Raw genomic sequence first — 18,167 nt, 5'->3', positions numbered from 1 at the left:
GATACTTGCGGTTTCTTTCTTACTTAGTATTTTTCGATATGAACAGAAGAGAATTTTTAGAAAAATCGGGAATTTTAATGGCCGGTTTGGGAACTTCAAGTATGTTGCATCCTGCAATTTTAAAAGCTTTAACAATAGAAGCTGCAGCCGGATCTACATTTTATGATGCAGAACACGTTGTGATTTTAATGCAGGAAAACCGTTCTTTTGATCACGCTTTCGGAGCTTTGAAAGGGGTTCGGGGATTTTTAGATCAAACTGCATTCGCTAAAGAAGATGGCCACTCGGTATTTTTTCAGAAAAATAATGATGGAAAATATGCTGCTCCGGGAAGATTAGATTTAAAAATACCAAATCTACATGGATGAGCTCATTGCCGCATTCATGGTCTGATCAGCAACATGCCTTAAACGGAATGAAGTACGACCAATGGCTTCAGGCAAAAGCTTCCGGAAATAAGGACTATAAAGAAATGCCTTTGACTTTGGGGTATTATAACCGTGAAGATTTACCTTTTTATTATCAGCTGGCAGATTCATTTACAATTTTTGATCAATATTTTTGTTCGTCATTGACAGGAACTACACCTAACAGATTATTTCTTTGGTCTGGAACGATTCGTGAACAGCAAAATGGCAAAGTAAAAGCCAATGTTTACAATGACAACATCGATTATGATAAAAACAGACAGGCAAGATGGAAAAGTTTTCCTGAAATACTGGAAGAACAAGACGTTTCGTGGCGAATTTATCAGAATGAAATCAGTCTTCCGAAAGGGATGCCTGGTGAAGAAGAATCTTGGTTGAGCAATTTTACCGATAATCCCATTGAATGGTTTTCTAATTTTAATGTCAAATTTTCTAAAGGTTACCATCAAAATATTCCCAATCTCATTAATCACTTAAAAACTGAAATCGAGAAGAACCCGAAAAACAAAGAACGTTTTGAAAATTTAATTAAAGAGCTTGAAGAAGATTTAATAAAATATCATCCTGATAATTTTGCAAAGCTTTCTCAAAAAGAAAAAAATCTTCACGAAAAAGCATTCACCATCAATTCGGATGATCCTGATTACTGGAATTTAGAAGTGGGAAAAGATGAAAACGGAGAAAGGCTGGTTGTTCCAAAAGGAGATGTTTTGCATCAGTTCAGAAAAGATGTACAAGACAAAAAACTTCCATTAGTTTCCTGGTTGGTTGCACCGGAAAGATTTTCTGACCATCCTGGTTCACCGTGGTATGGTGCATGGTATATTTCTGAAGTTTTGAATATTCTTACACAAGATCCTGAAACCTGGAAGAAAACAATTTTCATTATTAATTATGATGAAAATGATGGTTATTTTGATCATGTGATTCCTTTCGCACCGCCGTTAAATCCGAATCAACCCGTTGATATGAACGGAAAAGAGGGTGTAGAATATGTGAATAAGAATCAGGAATATATGTCAAATTCTGACCTTCATGATAATGAACGAGTTGAAGGAACGGTTGGTTTAGGATTTCGTGTTCCGATGATTATAGCTTCACCTTGGACGAAAGGTGGTTTCGTCAACTCTCAGGTTTCTGATCATACTTCGGTTTTACAATTTCTTGAAAAATTTATACAGAAAAATATAACAAGGATGTAACGGTGGACAACATCAGCGATTGGCGAAGAGCAATCTGTGGTGACTTGACATCAGCTTTCAACAAATCTGAAAGCAAAATTCCTACAATGAATTATTTGAATCAAAAAGAGTATGCAAAGATCATTAATTCAGCAAAAAACAAACCCACACCCAATCTCAAATGGTATTCTGAAAAGGATCTCAATCATCAATTATTACAAATTCAGGAAAGAGGTATAAAACCATCAAATCCATTACCTTACGATTATGAGGTCAACCTTAAAAATCATAAAATTGTGATGACCAACCTTAAAGATGCTGCAGTACCTTTAATTATTTATGATAAAAATAAATTTGATACACCAGATTATTATTTTTCTTATGCGCTCTATGCAAAAGAGGAGATTTCTCACGAAGCTGATATTGATTCTTATAATTTTGAAGTAACAGGACCCAACGGTTTTGTAAGAAAATTTAAAGGAAATAAAAAAGCAGAGGTAGAAATAACATTATCAAATAATATTTCGAAAAATGAAGTTGAAATAAAACTGAATAAGATCTCTGCTAACAAAACAACTATTATCTTAGAAAATCTTTATGATGGGAAAAAGCAAGAAATTCCTCTCGAATCATCAGGAAAAAAATAATTTTTAATCTTGATAAAACAAAAGGCTGGTACGATTTCAAAATAAAAACTGAAAATAACAGTTGGCATTTTGCGGGAAGAATAGAATCAGGAAAACCTACAGTGACGGATCTTCATTGGTCTTAAAATAATTTAAAATTTAGATAAAATCTTACACAAAACAATGTGTAAGATTTTTTTTGATGTTGACTTTAGTCATAATATTTACTGCTTTTTTTTATAACCATGAAAAACAAATTATTTAATTATTATTAGATATTGTAAATGAATAGATAACAATAAAAAATTCTTATTAAATATTTCATATTGTAATGAATTTTATTAACTTTAGAAACTAAAACTTAATTCCATGAGAAAAACAACATTAACCTTAGCTATGTCTTTAGCAGCTTTTACTTTCTCAGCAAATCTAAAGGCGCAAGACATTAACACAGACAATCACACCATCGGGATTACTATTCCTGAAGTAGCACTCGTAGACATTGAGCCTGCTGCCAACAAAAACATAACTTTAGGATTTACAGCTCCTGATGAAGCTGGTCTTCCTATCGTTCCAAGTGGTACAAACAACACACTTTGGCTGAATTATTCATCGATTAAATCTGTTGCAGATGCTACCCGTAATGTTTCGGTAAAAGTAGATGAGATAATCCCTGGTATTGACATCAGAGTAACTGCTGCTACAGCAACTGGTTCAGGAGGAGGAACTCTGGGAACTCCATCTGCGCAGTTGACGCTAACTGCCGCAGATCAAACAATCATTTCCGGAATTGGAAGTGCTTACACAGGAGATGGCGCAAATAACGGTCACAATCTTACGTATGCTTTAGCTGCAGGAAGCGGATCTGGTACCATCGCTGCTTATGCAGATCTTGAAGCAACTACGACTGCTGTTGCAACTGTGACCTACACTATTTCGGATAACTAAATTCTGAAAAACATCTTTTAAACACGGAGAAATTTAAGATTTAAGTTTCTCCAAGTTTTTCTTGTCTTTATTTTAAACTCAAACTTTACATTCAAATGCTAAAGCGTACCATCTTTTTCATTATCCTGATGTTTTCATCTTATTTTATAAAAGCTAACATTGTCATACTAAACGGGCTTTCACACAATTATAAAGTAGAAAACGGACATATTTATAAAGGAAAAATAAGTCTAGAAAATACAAGCAATCAGCCACAAAGTATAAAATTATTTCTGCAGGATTTCAACTATCAGTCAGACGGGTCAATACAGTACACAGTTCCAAACACAAATCCTAAAACTAATGCTCATTGGATTAAGTTAAATACAAATCTGATTAATCTAAAAGCGAAACAAAAAACTGAAGTTTTATACGAAATTACAATTCCAAAGCAAGTTGCTGATATAGGAAGCTATTGGAGCGTAATCATTGTAGAGCCAGTAGACAACATTAGACCAAGCAACGAAAAAGAAGGCGTAAACATAACATCCATCGTTCGATACGCTGTTCAAATTATTACTGATATAGATTCTGAAAAAGCAAAACCCAATCTAAAATTTGAAGGAGTAAAAATTGAAAAAGAAGATAAACTACAAATTTTAAAAATTGCAGTCGCCAACGAGGGAAACCTTTATTGCAAACCCAGCATAGCAATTGAAATTTATAACAAAAAAAACGGAGACAAAGTCGCAACTTTTTCAAGTCTGCCAATGGGATTGCTACCGCAGACTTCAAAATCATTTTATATCGATATCAGTAAAATGCCTCCAGAAAAATACAATGCGGTTCTCATTGCCATCGATGAGGACGAAAATGCATTCGCACTCAATATTGAACTAGAAATAAAAATGAATAAAACGTGGTTACTATATATTACCATTCTATTCCCCGCGCTACTTTTTTCTCAAAAAAAGACAGTTTAAAGCCGGGAACTTCATCTTCTATTTCATTCATCATAGAAAACAAAACTTCCGAGAATAAAATATTTGACATTGCGATTGAAACGTCTCACCAATCAATCACTCCGATTTTAAAAAATGATCAGATAAAAATTTTTTCTAACGAGAGCACAATTCACATTGTTCCGTTAAAAATTGCTACAGAAACTCCACAAGGTCAACATAGAATTACAATAAAAGGAATCGAAAAAAATACAAAAGAAGAATTTATCCAAACTTCAGATTTTATCGTTTCCGGAAACAGAAAACTTACATTAACCGCAATTAATTCTCCTGAATTTGTAAAAGCTGGGGAAACTATTAAATCAACTTTCCTTTTAAAAAACAACGGCAATGTTTCGGAAAATTTAATTCTAGAAAGTAAGAATGCTGTCGTTGATGAAGATATTTATCTAAACTTACCTGCAGGAGAAGAAAAATTAATTACCATCAGTAAAATCACCAACCCAGAATTAGGGAAAAATGAATTTGTAAATCTAAATCTTACAATTTATCCGGTAGGAAATCCCAAAGAGAATCAAACTATTTATACAAGCATTAAAATAATTTCAACAAAGCCTATTGAAGATGATATTTTTCATAGAATTCCCATCTCTGCATCAATGTCTTTTGTCGGAATGCAAAACCGAGGTGAATATAATGATGGATTTCAGAGCGAAATTTATGGAAAAGGAAGTTTAGATCAGGAAAACAAAAATCTATTGGAATTTCGTGCAATTACAAAAAATCCTGTAGAATTCAATTCTTTTACCCAATATGAAGAATATTTTGTGAATTACAAACGAGACAATTTATACATACATCTCGGAGATAAAAATTACTCTTCTTCATTTTTAACGGAATATGCGAGATACGGGCGTGGCGCAGAAATCAGATTTGATTTTAAAAAAATAAGTTTTGGCGGTTTTTATAATCACCCAAGATTTTTCAGAGATATAAAAGGTGAATTTAATTTTTACACAAAATTTAAAATTGCCAAAGAATCAGAAATTACTACCGGATATCTGTATAAAATCTCGAGAAAGGAAAACGTAAACTTTAGTTTTAGTAATCTAAGATTAGATTCTAATGCGCATTTACCATACATCGAAGGAAAATTTAAGCTCAATAATAACCTTGAAATTGCTGGAGAAACATCTTACAGTAAAACAGATAATGCAGAAGGAACGGCTTACATGTTGCAAACTCATGCAAATTTTAAACAAGTCAGCGGAAACCTCATGTACATGAGATCAAGCCCAGAATATGCAGGATATTTTAACAATACCAATACGTTTAATGGCAATCTACAGTTCAGGATTTCAAAAAAAATAAATTTAATTTCGACCTATACTCAGGATGCAAGAAATTTTCAGAGAGACACTCTATTTCTTGCAGCACCTTATAGAAAATATCTGCAGTACGGAATTCAGTATAAATATTTACCCAGCGGTTCAATCATGCTTTATAACGGGTTTCAAAGATATGAAGATCGCTTGATGCCGAAAGAATTTGATTATAAAGAACATTTTTTCAAAGTAAGCCTTGACCAGCAAATTGGAATTTTTCAATTGAATTTTGAAGGACAATTCGGTAAAACTAATAATTTCTTGTCGGGATTTTCGGGTAATTCAAGTTTCTATACTGCGAATGTAGGTTTCGAAAAGTTTAAAACTTCATTTAATCTATATGGAAGTTATGCGGTCACTTCACGCTATCAGCTGCAAAATCAGAAACAGTTTTATTACGGTGTGAGAATGATGAGCCGGTTTTCTGATAAAACCAGCTTCAGTTTATTTTATCAGAATAATTATATGCCCGAAGATTATTATACGGATAGAAATCTTTTTGAACTTCTTTTTCATCAACAAATTTTTCGAGGTCATGAATTTGATTTATCTGCACGATACAATTTGCAAAGAGGAGAAATTGGAAATAAAGATTTTATTTTCTCACTTCGCTATACTTTAAGAATGAATATTCCGATTCAAAAAACTGCTGAATACACTACACTTTCTGGAACGATCAATAATCTTGCAGTAAAAAAAGTAGACGGCATCCGTTTGATTTTAGGAAATCATCTTTCTGTAATAGACAAAAACGGAAATTATGTATTTAAAAATGTAAAACCTGGAGACTATGTTTTGGAAATCGACAGATCAACAACAGAAATCAATGATATTCCAGATCTTAGTTTACCTATTTCTTTAGTTTTAAATCAAAAAGAAAATATTTTTAATTTCGGGTTGACAAGTGCAGCGAGTATTCAGGGAAAAATTGATTACTCTGAGCCAGAAAGTAAATTAAGTTTTGCACAACTTCCACTCAAAAAAGATAGGAAGAAAAAAGAAAATTTAATTATTGAAGTTTCAAACGGAGAACTGATCCTTAGAAAGCTTGCGATAATCGGGCAAAATTTTGATTTTACTTATCTGCGTCCCGGAGATTGGAAAATTAAAGTATATCGGAATGGTTTAGATAAAAAATATAAAATTCCGATTGATCAGTTTGATATAAATCTAAAACCATCAGAATCAAAAAATATTATTATCAATGTTATAAAACAGCAATCTGAAATAAAATATCAGCAAGAGAGTGTAAAAGTAAGTTACAACGAAAATAAAAAACAAGAATGAATTATTTTAAAATATTGATTGTAGCTGTTAACTTATTTTCTTGTATTGCATTTTCACAAACAACAGGAAACAGAACGATCGGCATCACATTACCAGTTGTAACATTAATGGATATTGAACCTGCAGGAAATATTACAATGAATTTTACGGCACCTACTGACGCAGGAAGACAATTGATTGCGCCTGCTCCCAACACCACAAAGTGGATTAATTATACATCTGCAATCGTATCAGGTGGAGTCACAAGGAGAATTACTGCCTCAATAAATCAGGTGATACCGGGAGTTGATATTAGACTACAAGCTGCGACATCATCAGGAGGAGCCGGCGTTTTCGGAATCCCAACTGCAACAGTAACTTTATCTACAACTTCACAAACAATTATCAGCGGAATTGGTGGCGCATTTACCGGCAATGGCGCAAATAACGGGCATCGCATCACCATCACATTATCTGCGAACACCTATGCAAACCTATCTGCGAGAACAAATACACCGGTCGTAATCACCTATACCATCACCGAATAACTTAAGATTATGAAGATTAAGACAAAATTGTTAAAATATTTATGTAGTATCATCCTATTAGGATTTGCAACAAGTATAAAATCTCAGACTTTAACTGTAGGTGGAACAAATTGGACTGTACCTATAACTACCATTACAGAAGCAGGAAATAATTATTCTGGGACTTATGAAAGTGTTGCCAACCAAATTCTTTTAGCGGCATCAGTTCCCTTACTTTTAGGAAATGCAAAAGTATCTGTGCATTATGAACCCAACCCGACTTGGCATAATTCATTGCTCTTGGCAGCCAAGAGAACAGGAAATGGTACAACGCTCTGCGTACTTTGTACCATAACAGGTGGAACGACCTATTTGCCGTTCACGCAGACTGCTGTTGAATTATTCAGAATTCAAGCAGTTTTAGCATTAGCTTCATACTCCAATATTCCTATTCAAATACAACTGAGTGGAGTTTCAGTAACTACTCCAGTTGCCAGTTACAACAGCAGAATAGTTTTTACAATTAGTGGCCTTTAAAACTTCTCTCTTTTATTGGAAGCTTCATCCAGCTCTTCACTGTATCTTTTTTGTGCCTGTGCTTTTTCCAAATAACAAAAAAGGATGCCGTTTCGATCTGGGCTAGGGGGGTGACTGCATTCTTTGATTATTTGTCAAAAAAACAATGATTTTTTTTATTTTCAAAGCTTGCTTTTGATGAATGATGAATGATGAATGATGAATGATGAATGATGAATGATGAATGATGAATGATGAATATTCAAAATTACATTTGTGTGGGTATTTTAAGATGAATAAAAATCATCTTGTATTCATCATTAAAATGAAGCTTATGAATCATCTTAAAACAATTACAATATATAACTTTCCAAGATGTGTAGTTGTTTCCAAAAGCCGCAGAGCGGCGGACTGTTAGTAGAATATGAACAAAAGCTCATGGAAGGAGAAACTCCTCCAGAGCGACCTGTAAATTCTGTGCAGCATTTACAAATGAGGAATAGATAGCGTTCCTACGGAACGCGCTTGTGACCGCTTCAGCTTTTTTCTACACAGATATTGCTCCTACGGAGCAACAGTATGGATTATTGGATTAAATTATCTTGATTTTCATTAACTTCTTTACCCTAAACTAGATCTCGAATCATGTAAACACTTAAGTTCTTTTATTTTTAACTTAATTTCTAAAATTTAGAACAAGAAAAGTCTCCTACAAATCCATGCCTGAGGCTTCTAAGGGTTAGTTAGTTAGATTTTAAGGTTTACTTAAGGTTTAGGACAAAAAAAAGTCTCATACAACTGAATGTATGAGACTTTTAAATAAAAACTGGCGGCGACCTACTCTCCCGCTTTCGCAGTACCATCGGCGCTGGTGGGCTTAACTTCTGTGTTCGGAATGGGAACAGGTGAGCCCCACCGCTAAAACCACCCTAAAGGTTGTATATTGTTGTCAGTTTTTGGTTGATTGTTGATGGTATAATACTATCAACTGTCAACTCTTTACTGTCAACTGTTTTATCGATAAAAATGTTCACAAAGAGAGAACCTTGATTGCGCAATTAAGCGTTGCCAATTAGGCTATAAATCTACGGGTAATTAGTACTACTCGGCTATGCTGTTACCAACTTTACACCTGTAGCCTATCAACGTCGTCATCTCCAACGACCCTTAAAAGATGTCTCATCTTGAGGCGAGTTTCGCACTTATATGCTTTCAGTGCTTATCTCTTCCAAACGTAGCTACTCAGCGGTGCTCCTGGCGGAACAACTGATACACCAGAGGTTTGTTCAATTCGGTCCTCTCGTACTAGAATCAAGCCCTCTCAAACATCTAACGCCCGCAATAGATAGAGACCGAACTGTCTCACGACGTTCTGAACCCAGCTCGCGTGCCACTTTAATGGGCGAACAGCCCAACCCTTGGGACCTTCTCCAGCCCCAGGATGTGACGAGCCGACATCGAGGTGCCGAACCTCCCCGTCGATGTGAGCTCTTGGGGGAGACTAGCCTGTTATCCCCGGAGTACCTTTTATCCTATGAGCGATGGCCCTTCCATACGGAACCACCGGATCACTATGTCCTGCTTTCGCACCTGATCGACTTGTAGGTCTCACAGTCAAGCACCCTTATGCCATTACACTCTACGCACGGTTACCAAGCGTGCTGAGGGTACCTTTGAAAGCCTCCGTTACTCTTTTGGAGGCGACCACCCCAGTCAAACTACCCACCACGCAGTGTCCTTCTAAAAGAAGTTAGGCTCCAAGTAAGTAAAGGGTGGTATTTCAACGTTGACTCCACAAACACTAGCGTGCCTGCTTCAAAGTCTCCCACCTATCCTACACATTACTTACTCAAAGTCAATACGAAGTTATAGTAAAGGTTCACAGGGTCTTTTCGTCCCATTGCGGGTAAACGGCATCTTCACCGTTACTACAATTTCACAGAGCTCATGGTTGAGACAGTGCCCAGATCGTTACACCATTCGTGCAGGTCGGAACTTACCCGACAAGGAATTTCGCTACCTTAGGACCGTTATAGTTACGGCCGCCGTTTACTGGGGCTTCAGTCAAACGCTTCGCATTGCTGCTAACGCCCTTCCTTAACCTTCCAGCACCGGGCAGGTGTCAGACCCTATACAGCATCTTTCGATTTAGCAGAGTCCTGTGTTTTTGATAAACAGTCGCCTGGGCCTCTTCACTGCGGCCAGCATTGCTGCTGGCGTCTCTTCTTCCGAAGTTACGAGACTATTTTGCCTAGTTCCTTAACCATGATTCACTCTAGCACCTTAGGATTCTCTCCTCGACTACCTGTGTCGGTTTTGGTACGGGTTGCTTCACTTCGGCTTTTCTTGGAAGCACTTTCCTTACAGCAACTTCGCCCGAAGGCTAGGTCTTGACTATTCCGTCAGTCTCCAGTAAGTACGGCACTCCGTCCCCTTTTTAGTGTGAGCAAGTATGGGAATATTAACCCATTGTCCATCCACTACCCCTTTCGGGTTCGCGTTAGGTCCCGACTAACCCTCAGCTGATTAGCATGGCTGAGGAAACCTTAGTCTTTCGGTGAGCGGGTTTCTCGCCCGCTTTATCGTTACTTATGCCTACATTTTCTTTTCTGTCCGCTCCACCAAGCCTCACGACTCAGCTTCTGTGCAAACAGAATGCTCCCCTACCAGATACAACCCTAAGTTGTAAATCCATAGCTTCGGTACTCTATTTATGCCCGATTATTATCCATGCCGGACCGCTCGACTAGTGAGCTGTTACGCACTCTTTAAATGAATGGCTGCTTCCAAGCCAACATCCTAGCTGTCAATGCAGTCCAACCGCGTTGCTTCAACTTAATAGAGATTTGGGGACCTTAGCTGTTGGTCTGGGTTCTTTCCCTCTCGGACACGGACCTTAGCACCCGCGCCCTCACTGCCGTGGAACATTTATTAGCATTCGGAGTTTGTCAGGAATTGGTAGGATTTGACTCCCCCGCATCCAATCAGTAGCTCTACCTCTAATAAACTTATACACGACGCTGCACCTAAATGCATTTCGGGGAGTACGAGCTATCTCCCAGTTTGATTGGCCTTTCACCCCTACCCACAGGTCATCCGAAGACTTTTCAACGTCAACCGGTTCGGTCCTCCACTTTGTGTTACCAAAGCTTCAACCTGCCCATGGGTAGATCACAAGGTTTCGCGTCTAATACTACTAACTAAGCGCCCTATTCAGACTCGCTTTCGCTCCGGCTCCGGACCTGAAGTCCTTAACCTCGCTAGTAACATTAACTCGTAGGCTCATTATGCAAAAGGCACGCCGTCACCCAACTTGTGGGCTCCGACCGCTTGTAGGCGTACGGTTTCAGGTTCTATTTCACCCTTCTATTCGAAGTGCTTTTCACCTTTCCTTCACAGTACTTGTTCACTATCGGTCTTTCAGGAGTATTTAGCCTTGGAGGATGGTCCCCCCATATTCAGACAGGATTTCACGTGTCCCGCCCTACTCATTTATCATCTAAATATACCTTTCATGTACGGGGCTATCACCCTCTATGGCTGTTCTTTCCAGAACATTCTATTAAATATATAAAGACTTTTGGGCTAATCCGCGTTCGCTCGCCACTACTTACGGAATCTCTTCGATTTCTTTTCCTCAGGGTACTTAGATGTTTCAGTTCTCCTGGTTTGCTCCTCTTACGAGGTGACATGTCTTCAACATGCCGGGTTGCCCCATTCGGACATCTGCGGATCAATTCGTGTGTGCCGATCCCCGCAGCTTTTCGCAGCTTACCGCGTCCTTCTTCGCCTCTGAAAGCCTAGGCATCCGCCATACGCCCTTAACGATTTCTTTCCTAATTATTAATTAGTTCAGTATTTTTTGCTTAGTATTGCTACCAAGCTATTTTTGTAAACTCAAACGCTTAATTGCGCTCGGTTTTCTCTTTGTGATATTTTTACCGTTAATGTCAATGATCTTAATTCTTTCTGCTTGTCTGATAAATGGATATTTGTTTTGGCTCTATCCATCGTACTTTTAAATCAAACGCACAAAACTGTGGAGAATAAGGGAGTCGAACCCTTGACCTCCTGCGTGCAAGGCAGGCGCTCTAGCCAGCTGAGCTAATTCCCCCTCTAGTAGTTGTCAGTTGTCGGTTTTTAGTGGTCAGTTGAAAACTAACTTCTAATTACTAACTTCTAACCTCTAATTCAATTAGTAGTCTCGGGCAGGCTCGAACTGCCGACCTCTACATTATCAGTGTAGCGCTCTAACCAGCTGAGCTACGAGACTTCATGTTTTTAGTTGTCGGTTGTCGGTTTTTAGTTGTTAGCTTTAAAACTAACTTCTAATTATCTAACCTCTAACTTCTGTAACTAAAATCTCTCTTTCCCTGATACTAATTTCTAGTGGGTTTTGTATTTTTATAATATAAGCAACCGAGTAAAAAACTAAAACGTTTTCTTTTAAGTAAGTACATGATACATTTAAGTATCTTTATTTGTTTAACGTCTAATGACGCTCTAAAATGAGATGTTCCAGCCGCACCTTCCGGTACGGCTACCTTGTTACGACTTAGCCCTAGTTACCTGTTTTACCCTAGGCAGCTCCTGTTACGGTCACCGACTTCAGGTACCCCAGACTTCCATGGCTTGACGGGCGGTGTGTACAAGGCCCGGGAACGTATTCACCGCGCCATGGCTGATGCGCGATTACTAGCGATTCCAGCTTCATAGAGTCGAGTTGCAGACTCCAATCCGAACTGAGACCGGCTTTCGAGATTTGCATCACATCGCTGTGTAGCTGCCCTCTGTACCGGCCATTGTATTACGTGTGTGGCCCAAGGCGTAAGGGCCGTGATGATTTGACGTCATCCCCACCTTCCTCTCTACTTGCGTAGGCAGTCTCACTAGAGTCCTCAACTAAATGTTAGCAACTAGTGACAGGGGTTGCGCTCGTTGCAGGACTTAACCTAACACCTCACGGCACGAGCTGACGACAACCATGCAGCACCTTGAAAATTGCCCGAAGGAAGGTCTATTTCTAAACCGATCAATTCCCATTTAAGCCTTGGTAAGGTTCCTCGCGTATCATCGAATTAAACCACATAATCCACCGCTTGTGCGGGCCCCCGTCAATTCCTTTGAGTTTCAAACTTGCGTTCGTACTCCCCAGGTGGCTAACTTATCACTTTCGCTTAGTCTCTGAAGCTTAAAGCCCCAAAAACGAGTTAGCATCGTTTACGGCGTGGACTACCAGGGTATCTAATCCTGTTCGCTCCCCACGCTTTCGTCCATCAGCGTCAGTTAAGACATGGTAACCTGCCTTCGCAATTGGTGTTCTAAGTAATATCTATGCATTTCACCGCTACACTACTTATTCCAGCTACCTCTACCTTACTCAAGACCCGCAGTATCAATGGCAGTTTCATAGTTAAGCTATGAGATTTCACCACTGACTTACGAGTCCGCCTACGGACCCTTTAAACCCAATAAATCCGGATAACGCTTGCACCCTCCGTATTACCGCGGCTGCTGGCACGGAGTTAGCCGGTGCTTATTCGTATAGTACCTTCAGCTTTCCACACGTGGAAAGGTTTATCCCTATACAAAAGAAGTTTACAACCCATAGGGCCGTCGTCCTTCACGCGGGATGGCTGGATCAGGCTCTCACCCATTGTCCAATATTCCTCACTGCTGCCTCCCGTAGGAGTCTGGTCCGTGTCTCAGTACCAGTGTGGGGGATCACCCTCTCAGGCCCCCTAAAGATCATTGACTTGGTGAGCCGTTACCTCACCAACTATCTAATCTTGCGCGTGCCCATCTCTATCCACCGGAGTTTTCAATATTAAATGATGCCATTCAATATATTATGGGGTATTAATCTTCCTTTCGAAAGGCTATCCCCCTGATAAAGGTAGGTTGCACACGTGTTCCGCACCCGTGCGCCGCTCTCAAGATTCCGAAGAATCTCTACCGCTCGGCTTGCATGTGTTAGGCCTCCCGCTAGCGTTCATCCTGAGCCAGGATCAAACTCTCCATTGTATGTTTGTCTGACTCACTCAAAGTTTTGACGCTTTAGTTTTTCCTTACTTGGTTGTTATATCTATTTTTCAATGATCTCTTCTCTTCCGCTTCCTCAGCTACCCTTTTCTGTCGTTGGGCGTTGCCGTATTTGCGTGTGCAAAAGTAATAACTTATTTCTAATTGACCAAATGTTTTTTGAAGAAATTTTAAAGTTTTTTAAGTAACCCTAAACCCTTTTCCTAAACATTCAATCTGCTACTCCTGCGCTTCCCGTATTGGGATTGCAAAGATACAAATCTTTTTTATTCTCACAACTTTTATTGCTAAAAATTTTCAGTGAATCTTTTTTTGATTTACATCCTATAAAGTAACTTAAATTATATGCCCGAAGGCCCTCCTGCGCTACTGATATACTCTCGTTTTCAGTGGGGCAAAAGTACCAACTTTACCCCCACACTTCCAAATCTATTTAACATAAAATTCAAATTAAATTCATATTTGACGGTAAAACCTTGAAAGCGTGGGAGAAAAATTTTCATTAGGTTGAATGATGAATCTCAGAGGATGGAGGTTTGTGTTAAGGGAGTTGATCGGTTGGAACGTGGGAGAGCTTTGAGAGGTAAGTGTGAATGGGCGTTAACTTGAATGTGCGGGAAACACCAATGTCATGTGGCGCCCCTACGGAGCTCATCCTCTTTATTGTAAATTAAACTAAAAACATCACGCTCCTACAGAGCTCAAGTTTTAATATTACAGATGGAGGTTATAAACATGACGCTCGATTGAGCTTATAAGTCATTCGGTTTTTTTTTACTTTTTCGGTCTTATTCATAAATCGTATTCGGAAGTTTTTTTCGAGAGGTTTGTTTGGCTTTAATATATTAATTTAGAAAGTCAACTTTTACTTTGACAAATATTGATATATGACCACTACCCTAGCCCCGATAGAAACGGTTACCCCACAGCAAGCGTTGGGAAAAGCATTGGCGCGAGGAGTATGAGTGGATAGCGGGAGAAAGCTAATAATAAAATGATGTGTAAGAGAATTAATTTCAAACAAAAGAAATGCCCCAGAAATTCTCTGAGGCAATATTTTAAAATCGTTTAAATTCAATATTATTTTGTTTCCTGATAAATGACTGACAGAAATTCGGCGAAAGATTTTTCTAAACCAACGATGTCACCAGATTTTAGATGAAGAGTTCCGTCGTTTTGAGTACTGTTTCCTAATCGTGCTGAGGAAATCTGATAATATTGATCAGAATTTTTTGTGCCTTTCTGAATTTTTATTGTGGAACCCAAAAGTTTCTTCGTTGAAATGGTGTACACTTCGCCAGAAACTAAGGGAATCTTTAAATAAGTACGTGGAGAAAGATTGTAGTCTTTTCTGTTGATGCTTATCTTTTGATCTTTTGATGATGACGCAAAGAGATATAAATCACCTTGTTCCTGTGCCAATTTTTCGGAAGAAATATAATAGAGCTTAAGCCTATAATTCGAAGCATTAAATTTCTGGAAATTACCATCGACATTTTCGAATGGTTTTACAGTATAAGAGTTGGCTCCAACTTCTTTTGCTTTCTTATAGATTTGAGAAAATACGGCCGCATCGTCATTTGAAAATCCCTGAACTTCGATTTCACCCAAATATTCTGCGTCGTTGGTTTCTATAATATGATATAGGAATTTATCCTGATTCTCGTTGGTTTTTTCGACTTTAGTCAAGAACACGTTTTGCGCATTGATTATTTGAGCAAAGAAAACCAATAAAACAATGATAATATTTTTCATATGAAAATTATTTAGAAAGAATTTCTATGCATTCTTCCAAGCTGTTTTCCCAATGCTTGGGTTCTATCTTATAAATTTCTTCAATTTTATCTAAACACATCGTACTTCTCTTTGGTCTTTTTGCCGGAGTTGGATATTGCTCCGTGGTTAAAGAATTTAATTTCACAGATGATTTTGAAAAGTCTGCGATTTTTTTAGCAAATTCAAACCATGTGGTTTCTGGATAATTGGAAAAATGGAAAATTCCAAAAGTTTTTTTCGGGTTTTCGATGATTTCCATGATTGCTTCTGCCAAATCGTTTGCGTTAGTAGGTTGCCCAAACTGATCACCTACGATTCCTAACTCGTCTTTTTGAGAGAATAAATTCAGCATCGTTTTAACAAAATTCTTATTAAACTCCGAATACAACCAAGATGTTCTTAAAATAATGGTTTGAGGATTGGCTTCTAAAGCGAGTTCTTCACCAATTCTTTTAGACTCACCATACACTCCGATGGGATTTGTAAAATCATCTTCTGAATAATCTAAGTTGGTTTCGCCATCAAAAACATAGTCTGTAGAAACGTGAATGAAAACCGCTTGGTGCTCCGAACAAGCTTTTGCCAAATTCTCTACTCCATACGCATTCACAGCAAATGCTTTTTCTTTTTCCTGCTCGGCAAGATCTACTGCAGTATATGCTGAAGCATTGATGCAGAATTCCGGTTTTTGTTCTGAAAAGAAATCATTGATTTGCCCTTCATTGGTGATATCTAAAGTTTTTGAATCTGTAAAAACGAATTCATAATCTAATTCAAAATTGGGAGCTATCTTTCTGATGCAGTTTCCTAACTGTCCGTTGCTGCCTATTACTACTATTTTCTTCATTATTATGAATTTTTTGCGTTTTGCGATCTTAAAAATTTAACTCTTGGCTGGAAATCTTTCTGTTCTAAATTTACAAAGAATTTGTGGAAAGTATCTTTTATGTCTTCAGGATGAACTTCTGATTTTCTTGTTTTGATATTGAAATAAATAACAGTGACCCAAAGAACCGCATGAACGGTTTTTTCATCGAGACTTTTCATTAAAATTTCAACCTTTGCCGTTCTGTCTTGTATTTCTATGGTTTTGCTGCTGATGATAACTTGGGTATTATATCTTACTTCCCGTAAGTATGCAATTTCATTTTGAATAGCAATCCAGGTACAGCCTGTTTTTTTTGTGTATTCTTCGTAAGTGAAACCATAAAATTCTTCTACGTGGTCTTCTCTGGCGTTGAACATGTAATCTAAATATTTCACATTATTCAGATGCCCAATAGGATCACAATCGCTGAATCTTATTTTTACCGTAGTTGATACTTCTTTTTCCATAGCGCAAAAATAAAAAAACCACCTCTAATAGAAGTGGTAGTTTTTATAAATCTTTGTTAATATCTCTATTAAGGCTGACCTAATTCTTTTTTTACAGCTGCAGTTGCATCAGGACCATTCTTGTAAACAAGACCAGTAGAGTTTGCATCCATGATATAATCGTAACTGTTTGCTTTAGCAACTTTGTTTACAACTTCCATCAATTTTTTCTCGATAGGCTCAAAAAGGGCATCCTGCTTAGCAGTAGCGTCTTTTCTCATTTTGTCTTCCATCTGAGCCATTTCTTCCTGAAGTTTCTGCATTTCCTCACCTCTTGCTTTGTTTTCAGCTTCGGTTTTCGTAGGAGCTTCTTTTGATAAAGCGCATACTTCGCTTGTGCAGCTTCTCCTTTTTTCTTTATTTCAGCTTGTTTAGCATTTACAAAAGCTGTTAAATCTGCATCAGCTTTTTTCTTTTCTGGCATTGCATTAAGAATACCTGCGACATCTAACGTAGCCAATTTTTGGGCTTTTGCCATACCTACAGATACAACCATCATCGCTGCTGCAAATAATACACTTAATTTTTTCATAACGGGGTAATAAATAATTAATTTTGTTTTTAGATTTTAAATTTAAGCAAAAGTTAATTCTGAGAAACTAATTTTACTTTTTTTACTTGATTTTTTTTCTTTATCTGTTGTTCCTTTTAATAAAATATCTAATACTTTGTCTGTATAATCATATCTTTTTTCAAGAGAAATCACATTAATGTCGTTACTTTTATCAAGAACTATGCCCAAACCATTCTTTTGTACCATCGTTCTGATGGCTGTAAAGATTTGATCCTGGAATGGCTCTACCAAGTTGGCTCTTAATTGGTGAATCTCACCTGTTTTTCCGAATCTTAAACTTGTAGTGGTTTTGATGTTTTTATCTAAATCTGCTACTTCCTTTTCTCTCAACTTCAACTGATCACCTATCAATAAAACTTTTTCGTTTTCGAAGGCTGATTTTTTCTTGTCGTACTCAGCCTGCATACTTTGAAGTTCTTGTTCCCAAGTATCAATCTGAGAATTTAATCTTGCTTCTGCCTCTTTATATTGCGGCATCATATTCAAAATATAATTGGTGTCAACAACGCCTATTTTCTGAGCATTGCTGAAGCCGAAAAGCAAGAGCGCTAAAGATGTGAAAAGTATTTTAAAATTCTTCATT

13 protein-coding genes, 2 tRNA genes, 3 rRNA genes and 1 pseudogene are annotated in these 18,167 nt (G+C 37.7%); 8 read left to right on the top strand and 11 right to left on the bottom strand.

Features of this window, described 5'->3' with window-relative positions:
* The first annotated feature begins 38 nt into the window (after positions 1-38).
* The 8 genes from EAG08_RS22705 to EAG08_RS13125 all read left to right on the top strand — a co-directional run bounded on the left by EAG08_RS22705 (position 39) and on the right by EAG08_RS13125 (position 7,839).
* Entirely contained in the window at positions 39-368 is a 330-nt protein-coding gene (locus EAG08_RS22705; RefSeq protein ID WP_262696737.1) for an alkaline phosphatase family protein, read from the top strand.
* Positions 365-1,630: an alkaline phosphatase family protein gene (locus tag EAG08_RS22700; RefSeq protein WP_262696736.1), complete on the top strand. Its 1,266-nt coding sequence runs from the start codon at positions 365-367 to the stop codon at positions 1,628-1,630. The genes EAG08_RS22705 and EAG08_RS22700 overlap by 4 nt, the downstream gene beginning before the upstream one ends.
* A gap of 2 nt (positions 1,631-1,632) precedes the next feature.
* Positions 1,633-2,256, top strand: a complete 624-nt coding sequence (locus tag EAG08_RS22175) for a phospholipase domain-containing protein (protein ID WP_228446566.1) — start codon at positions 1,633-1,635, stop codon at positions 2,254-2,256.
* A gap of 348 nt (positions 2,257-2,604) precedes the next feature.
* Positions 2,605-3,183, top strand: a complete 579-nt coding sequence (locus EAG08_RS13145; protein ID WP_129535837.1) for a hypothetical protein — start codon at positions 2,605-2,607, stop codon at positions 3,181-3,183.
* Positions 3,184-3,278: 95 nt separating this feature from the next.
* Positions 3,279-4,145, top strand: coding sequence for a WxL protein host-binding domain-containing protein (locus EAG08_RS13140; protein WP_129535836.1), 867 nt, complete (start codon positions 3,279-3,281; stop codon positions 4,143-4,145).
* Positions 4,082-6,796, top strand: coding sequence for a hypothetical protein (locus EAG08_RS13135; RefSeq protein WP_129535835.1), 2,715 nt, complete (start codon positions 4,082-4,084; stop codon positions 6,794-6,796). The genes EAG08_RS13140 and EAG08_RS13135 overlap by 64 nt, the downstream gene beginning before the upstream one ends.
* The gene (locus EAG08_RS13130; protein WP_129535834.1) at positions 6,793-7,323 is read left to right on the top strand and encodes a hypothetical protein; all 531 of its coding nucleotides are present in this window, start codon (positions 6,793-6,795) and stop codon (positions 7,321-7,323) included. The genes EAG08_RS13135 and EAG08_RS13130 overlap by 4 nt, the downstream gene beginning before the upstream one ends.
* A gap of 9 nt (positions 7,324-7,332) precedes the next feature.
* A complete protein-coding gene (locus EAG08_RS13125) occupies positions 7,333-7,839 on the top strand; it encodes a hypothetical protein (RefSeq protein WP_228446565.1) in 507 nt (168 codons plus the stop codon).
* Between the two features lie 803 nt (positions 7,840-8,642).
* Here the strand turns inward: EAG08_RS13125 and rrf are convergent.
* The 11 genes and pseudogenes from rrf to EAG08_RS13075 all read right to left on the bottom strand — a co-directional run bounded on the left by rrf (position 8,643) and on the right by EAG08_RS13075 (position 18,166).
* Positions 8,643-8,750, bottom strand: a 5S ribosomal RNA gene (gene rrf / locus EAG08_RS13120).
* Between the two features lie 143 nt (positions 8,751-8,893).
* Positions 8,894-11,653, bottom strand: a 23S ribosomal RNA gene (locus tag EAG08_RS13115).
* A 205-nt stretch (positions 11,654-11,858) separates the two neighbouring features.
* A tRNA-Ala gene (locus EAG08_RS13110) sits at positions 11,859-11,932 on the bottom strand.
* A gap of 85 nt (positions 11,933-12,017) precedes the next feature.
* Positions 12,018-12,091: transfer RNA gene (locus EAG08_RS13105), tRNA-Ile, on the bottom strand.
* 233 nt (positions 12,092-12,324) lie between these two features.
* Positions 12,325-13,842 (bottom strand): 16S ribosomal RNA (locus tag EAG08_RS13100).
* The 16S, 23S and 5S rRNA genes sit together here with 2 tRNA genes alongside, the layout of an rRNA operon.
* Positions 13,843-14,940: 1,098 nt before the next feature.
* Positions 14,941-15,615, bottom strand: coding sequence for a hypothetical protein (locus EAG08_RS13095; RefSeq protein ID WP_129535833.1), 675 nt, complete (start codon positions 15,613-15,615; stop codon positions 14,941-14,943).
* 7 nt (positions 15,616-15,622) lie between these two features.
* Positions 15,623-16,483 (bottom strand): dTDP-4-dehydrorhamnose reductase, encoded by an 861-nt coding sequence (gene rfbD / locus EAG08_RS13090; RefSeq protein ID WP_129535832.1) that lies wholly within the window; start codon positions 16,481-16,483, stop codon positions 15,623-15,625.
* Positions 16,484-16,485: 2 nt separating this feature from the next.
* The gene (locus tag EAG08_RS13085) at positions 16,486-16,971 is read right to left on the bottom strand and encodes an acyl-CoA thioesterase (RefSeq protein ID WP_129535831.1); all 486 of its coding nucleotides are present in this window, start codon (positions 16,969-16,971) and stop codon (positions 16,486-16,488) included.
* A gap of 68 nt (positions 16,972-17,039) precedes the next feature.
* A pseudogene (locus EAG08_RS22695) lies at positions 17,040-17,294 on the bottom strand (OmpH family outer membrane protein); the annotation flags it as partial.
* On the bottom strand, positions 17,228-17,434 hold the full coding sequence (locus EAG08_RS22690; protein WP_262696841.1) for a hypothetical protein: 207 nt from the start codon (positions 17,432-17,434) through the stop codon (positions 17,228-17,230). The pseudogene EAG08_RS22695 and the gene EAG08_RS22690, both read right to left, overlap by 67 nt.
* Positions 17,435-17,584: 150 nt before the next feature.
* Complete coding sequence (locus EAG08_RS13075; RefSeq protein WP_129535830.1) at positions 17,585-18,166, bottom strand: OmpH family outer membrane protein; 582 nt, start codon at positions 18,164-18,166, stop codon at positions 17,585-17,587.
* Between the last annotated feature and the right edge of the window lies 1 nt (position 18,167).

This window comes from Chryseobacterium sp. 3008163, from assembly GCF_003669035.1.
In the GTDB taxonomy this organism is placed as follows: Bacteria; Bacteroidota; Bacteroidia; order Flavobacteriales; family Weeksellaceae; genus Chryseobacterium.
The sequence above is the reverse complement of the archived record's forward strand: the minus strand, read 5'-3'. Positions and strand labels throughout refer to the sequence as shown.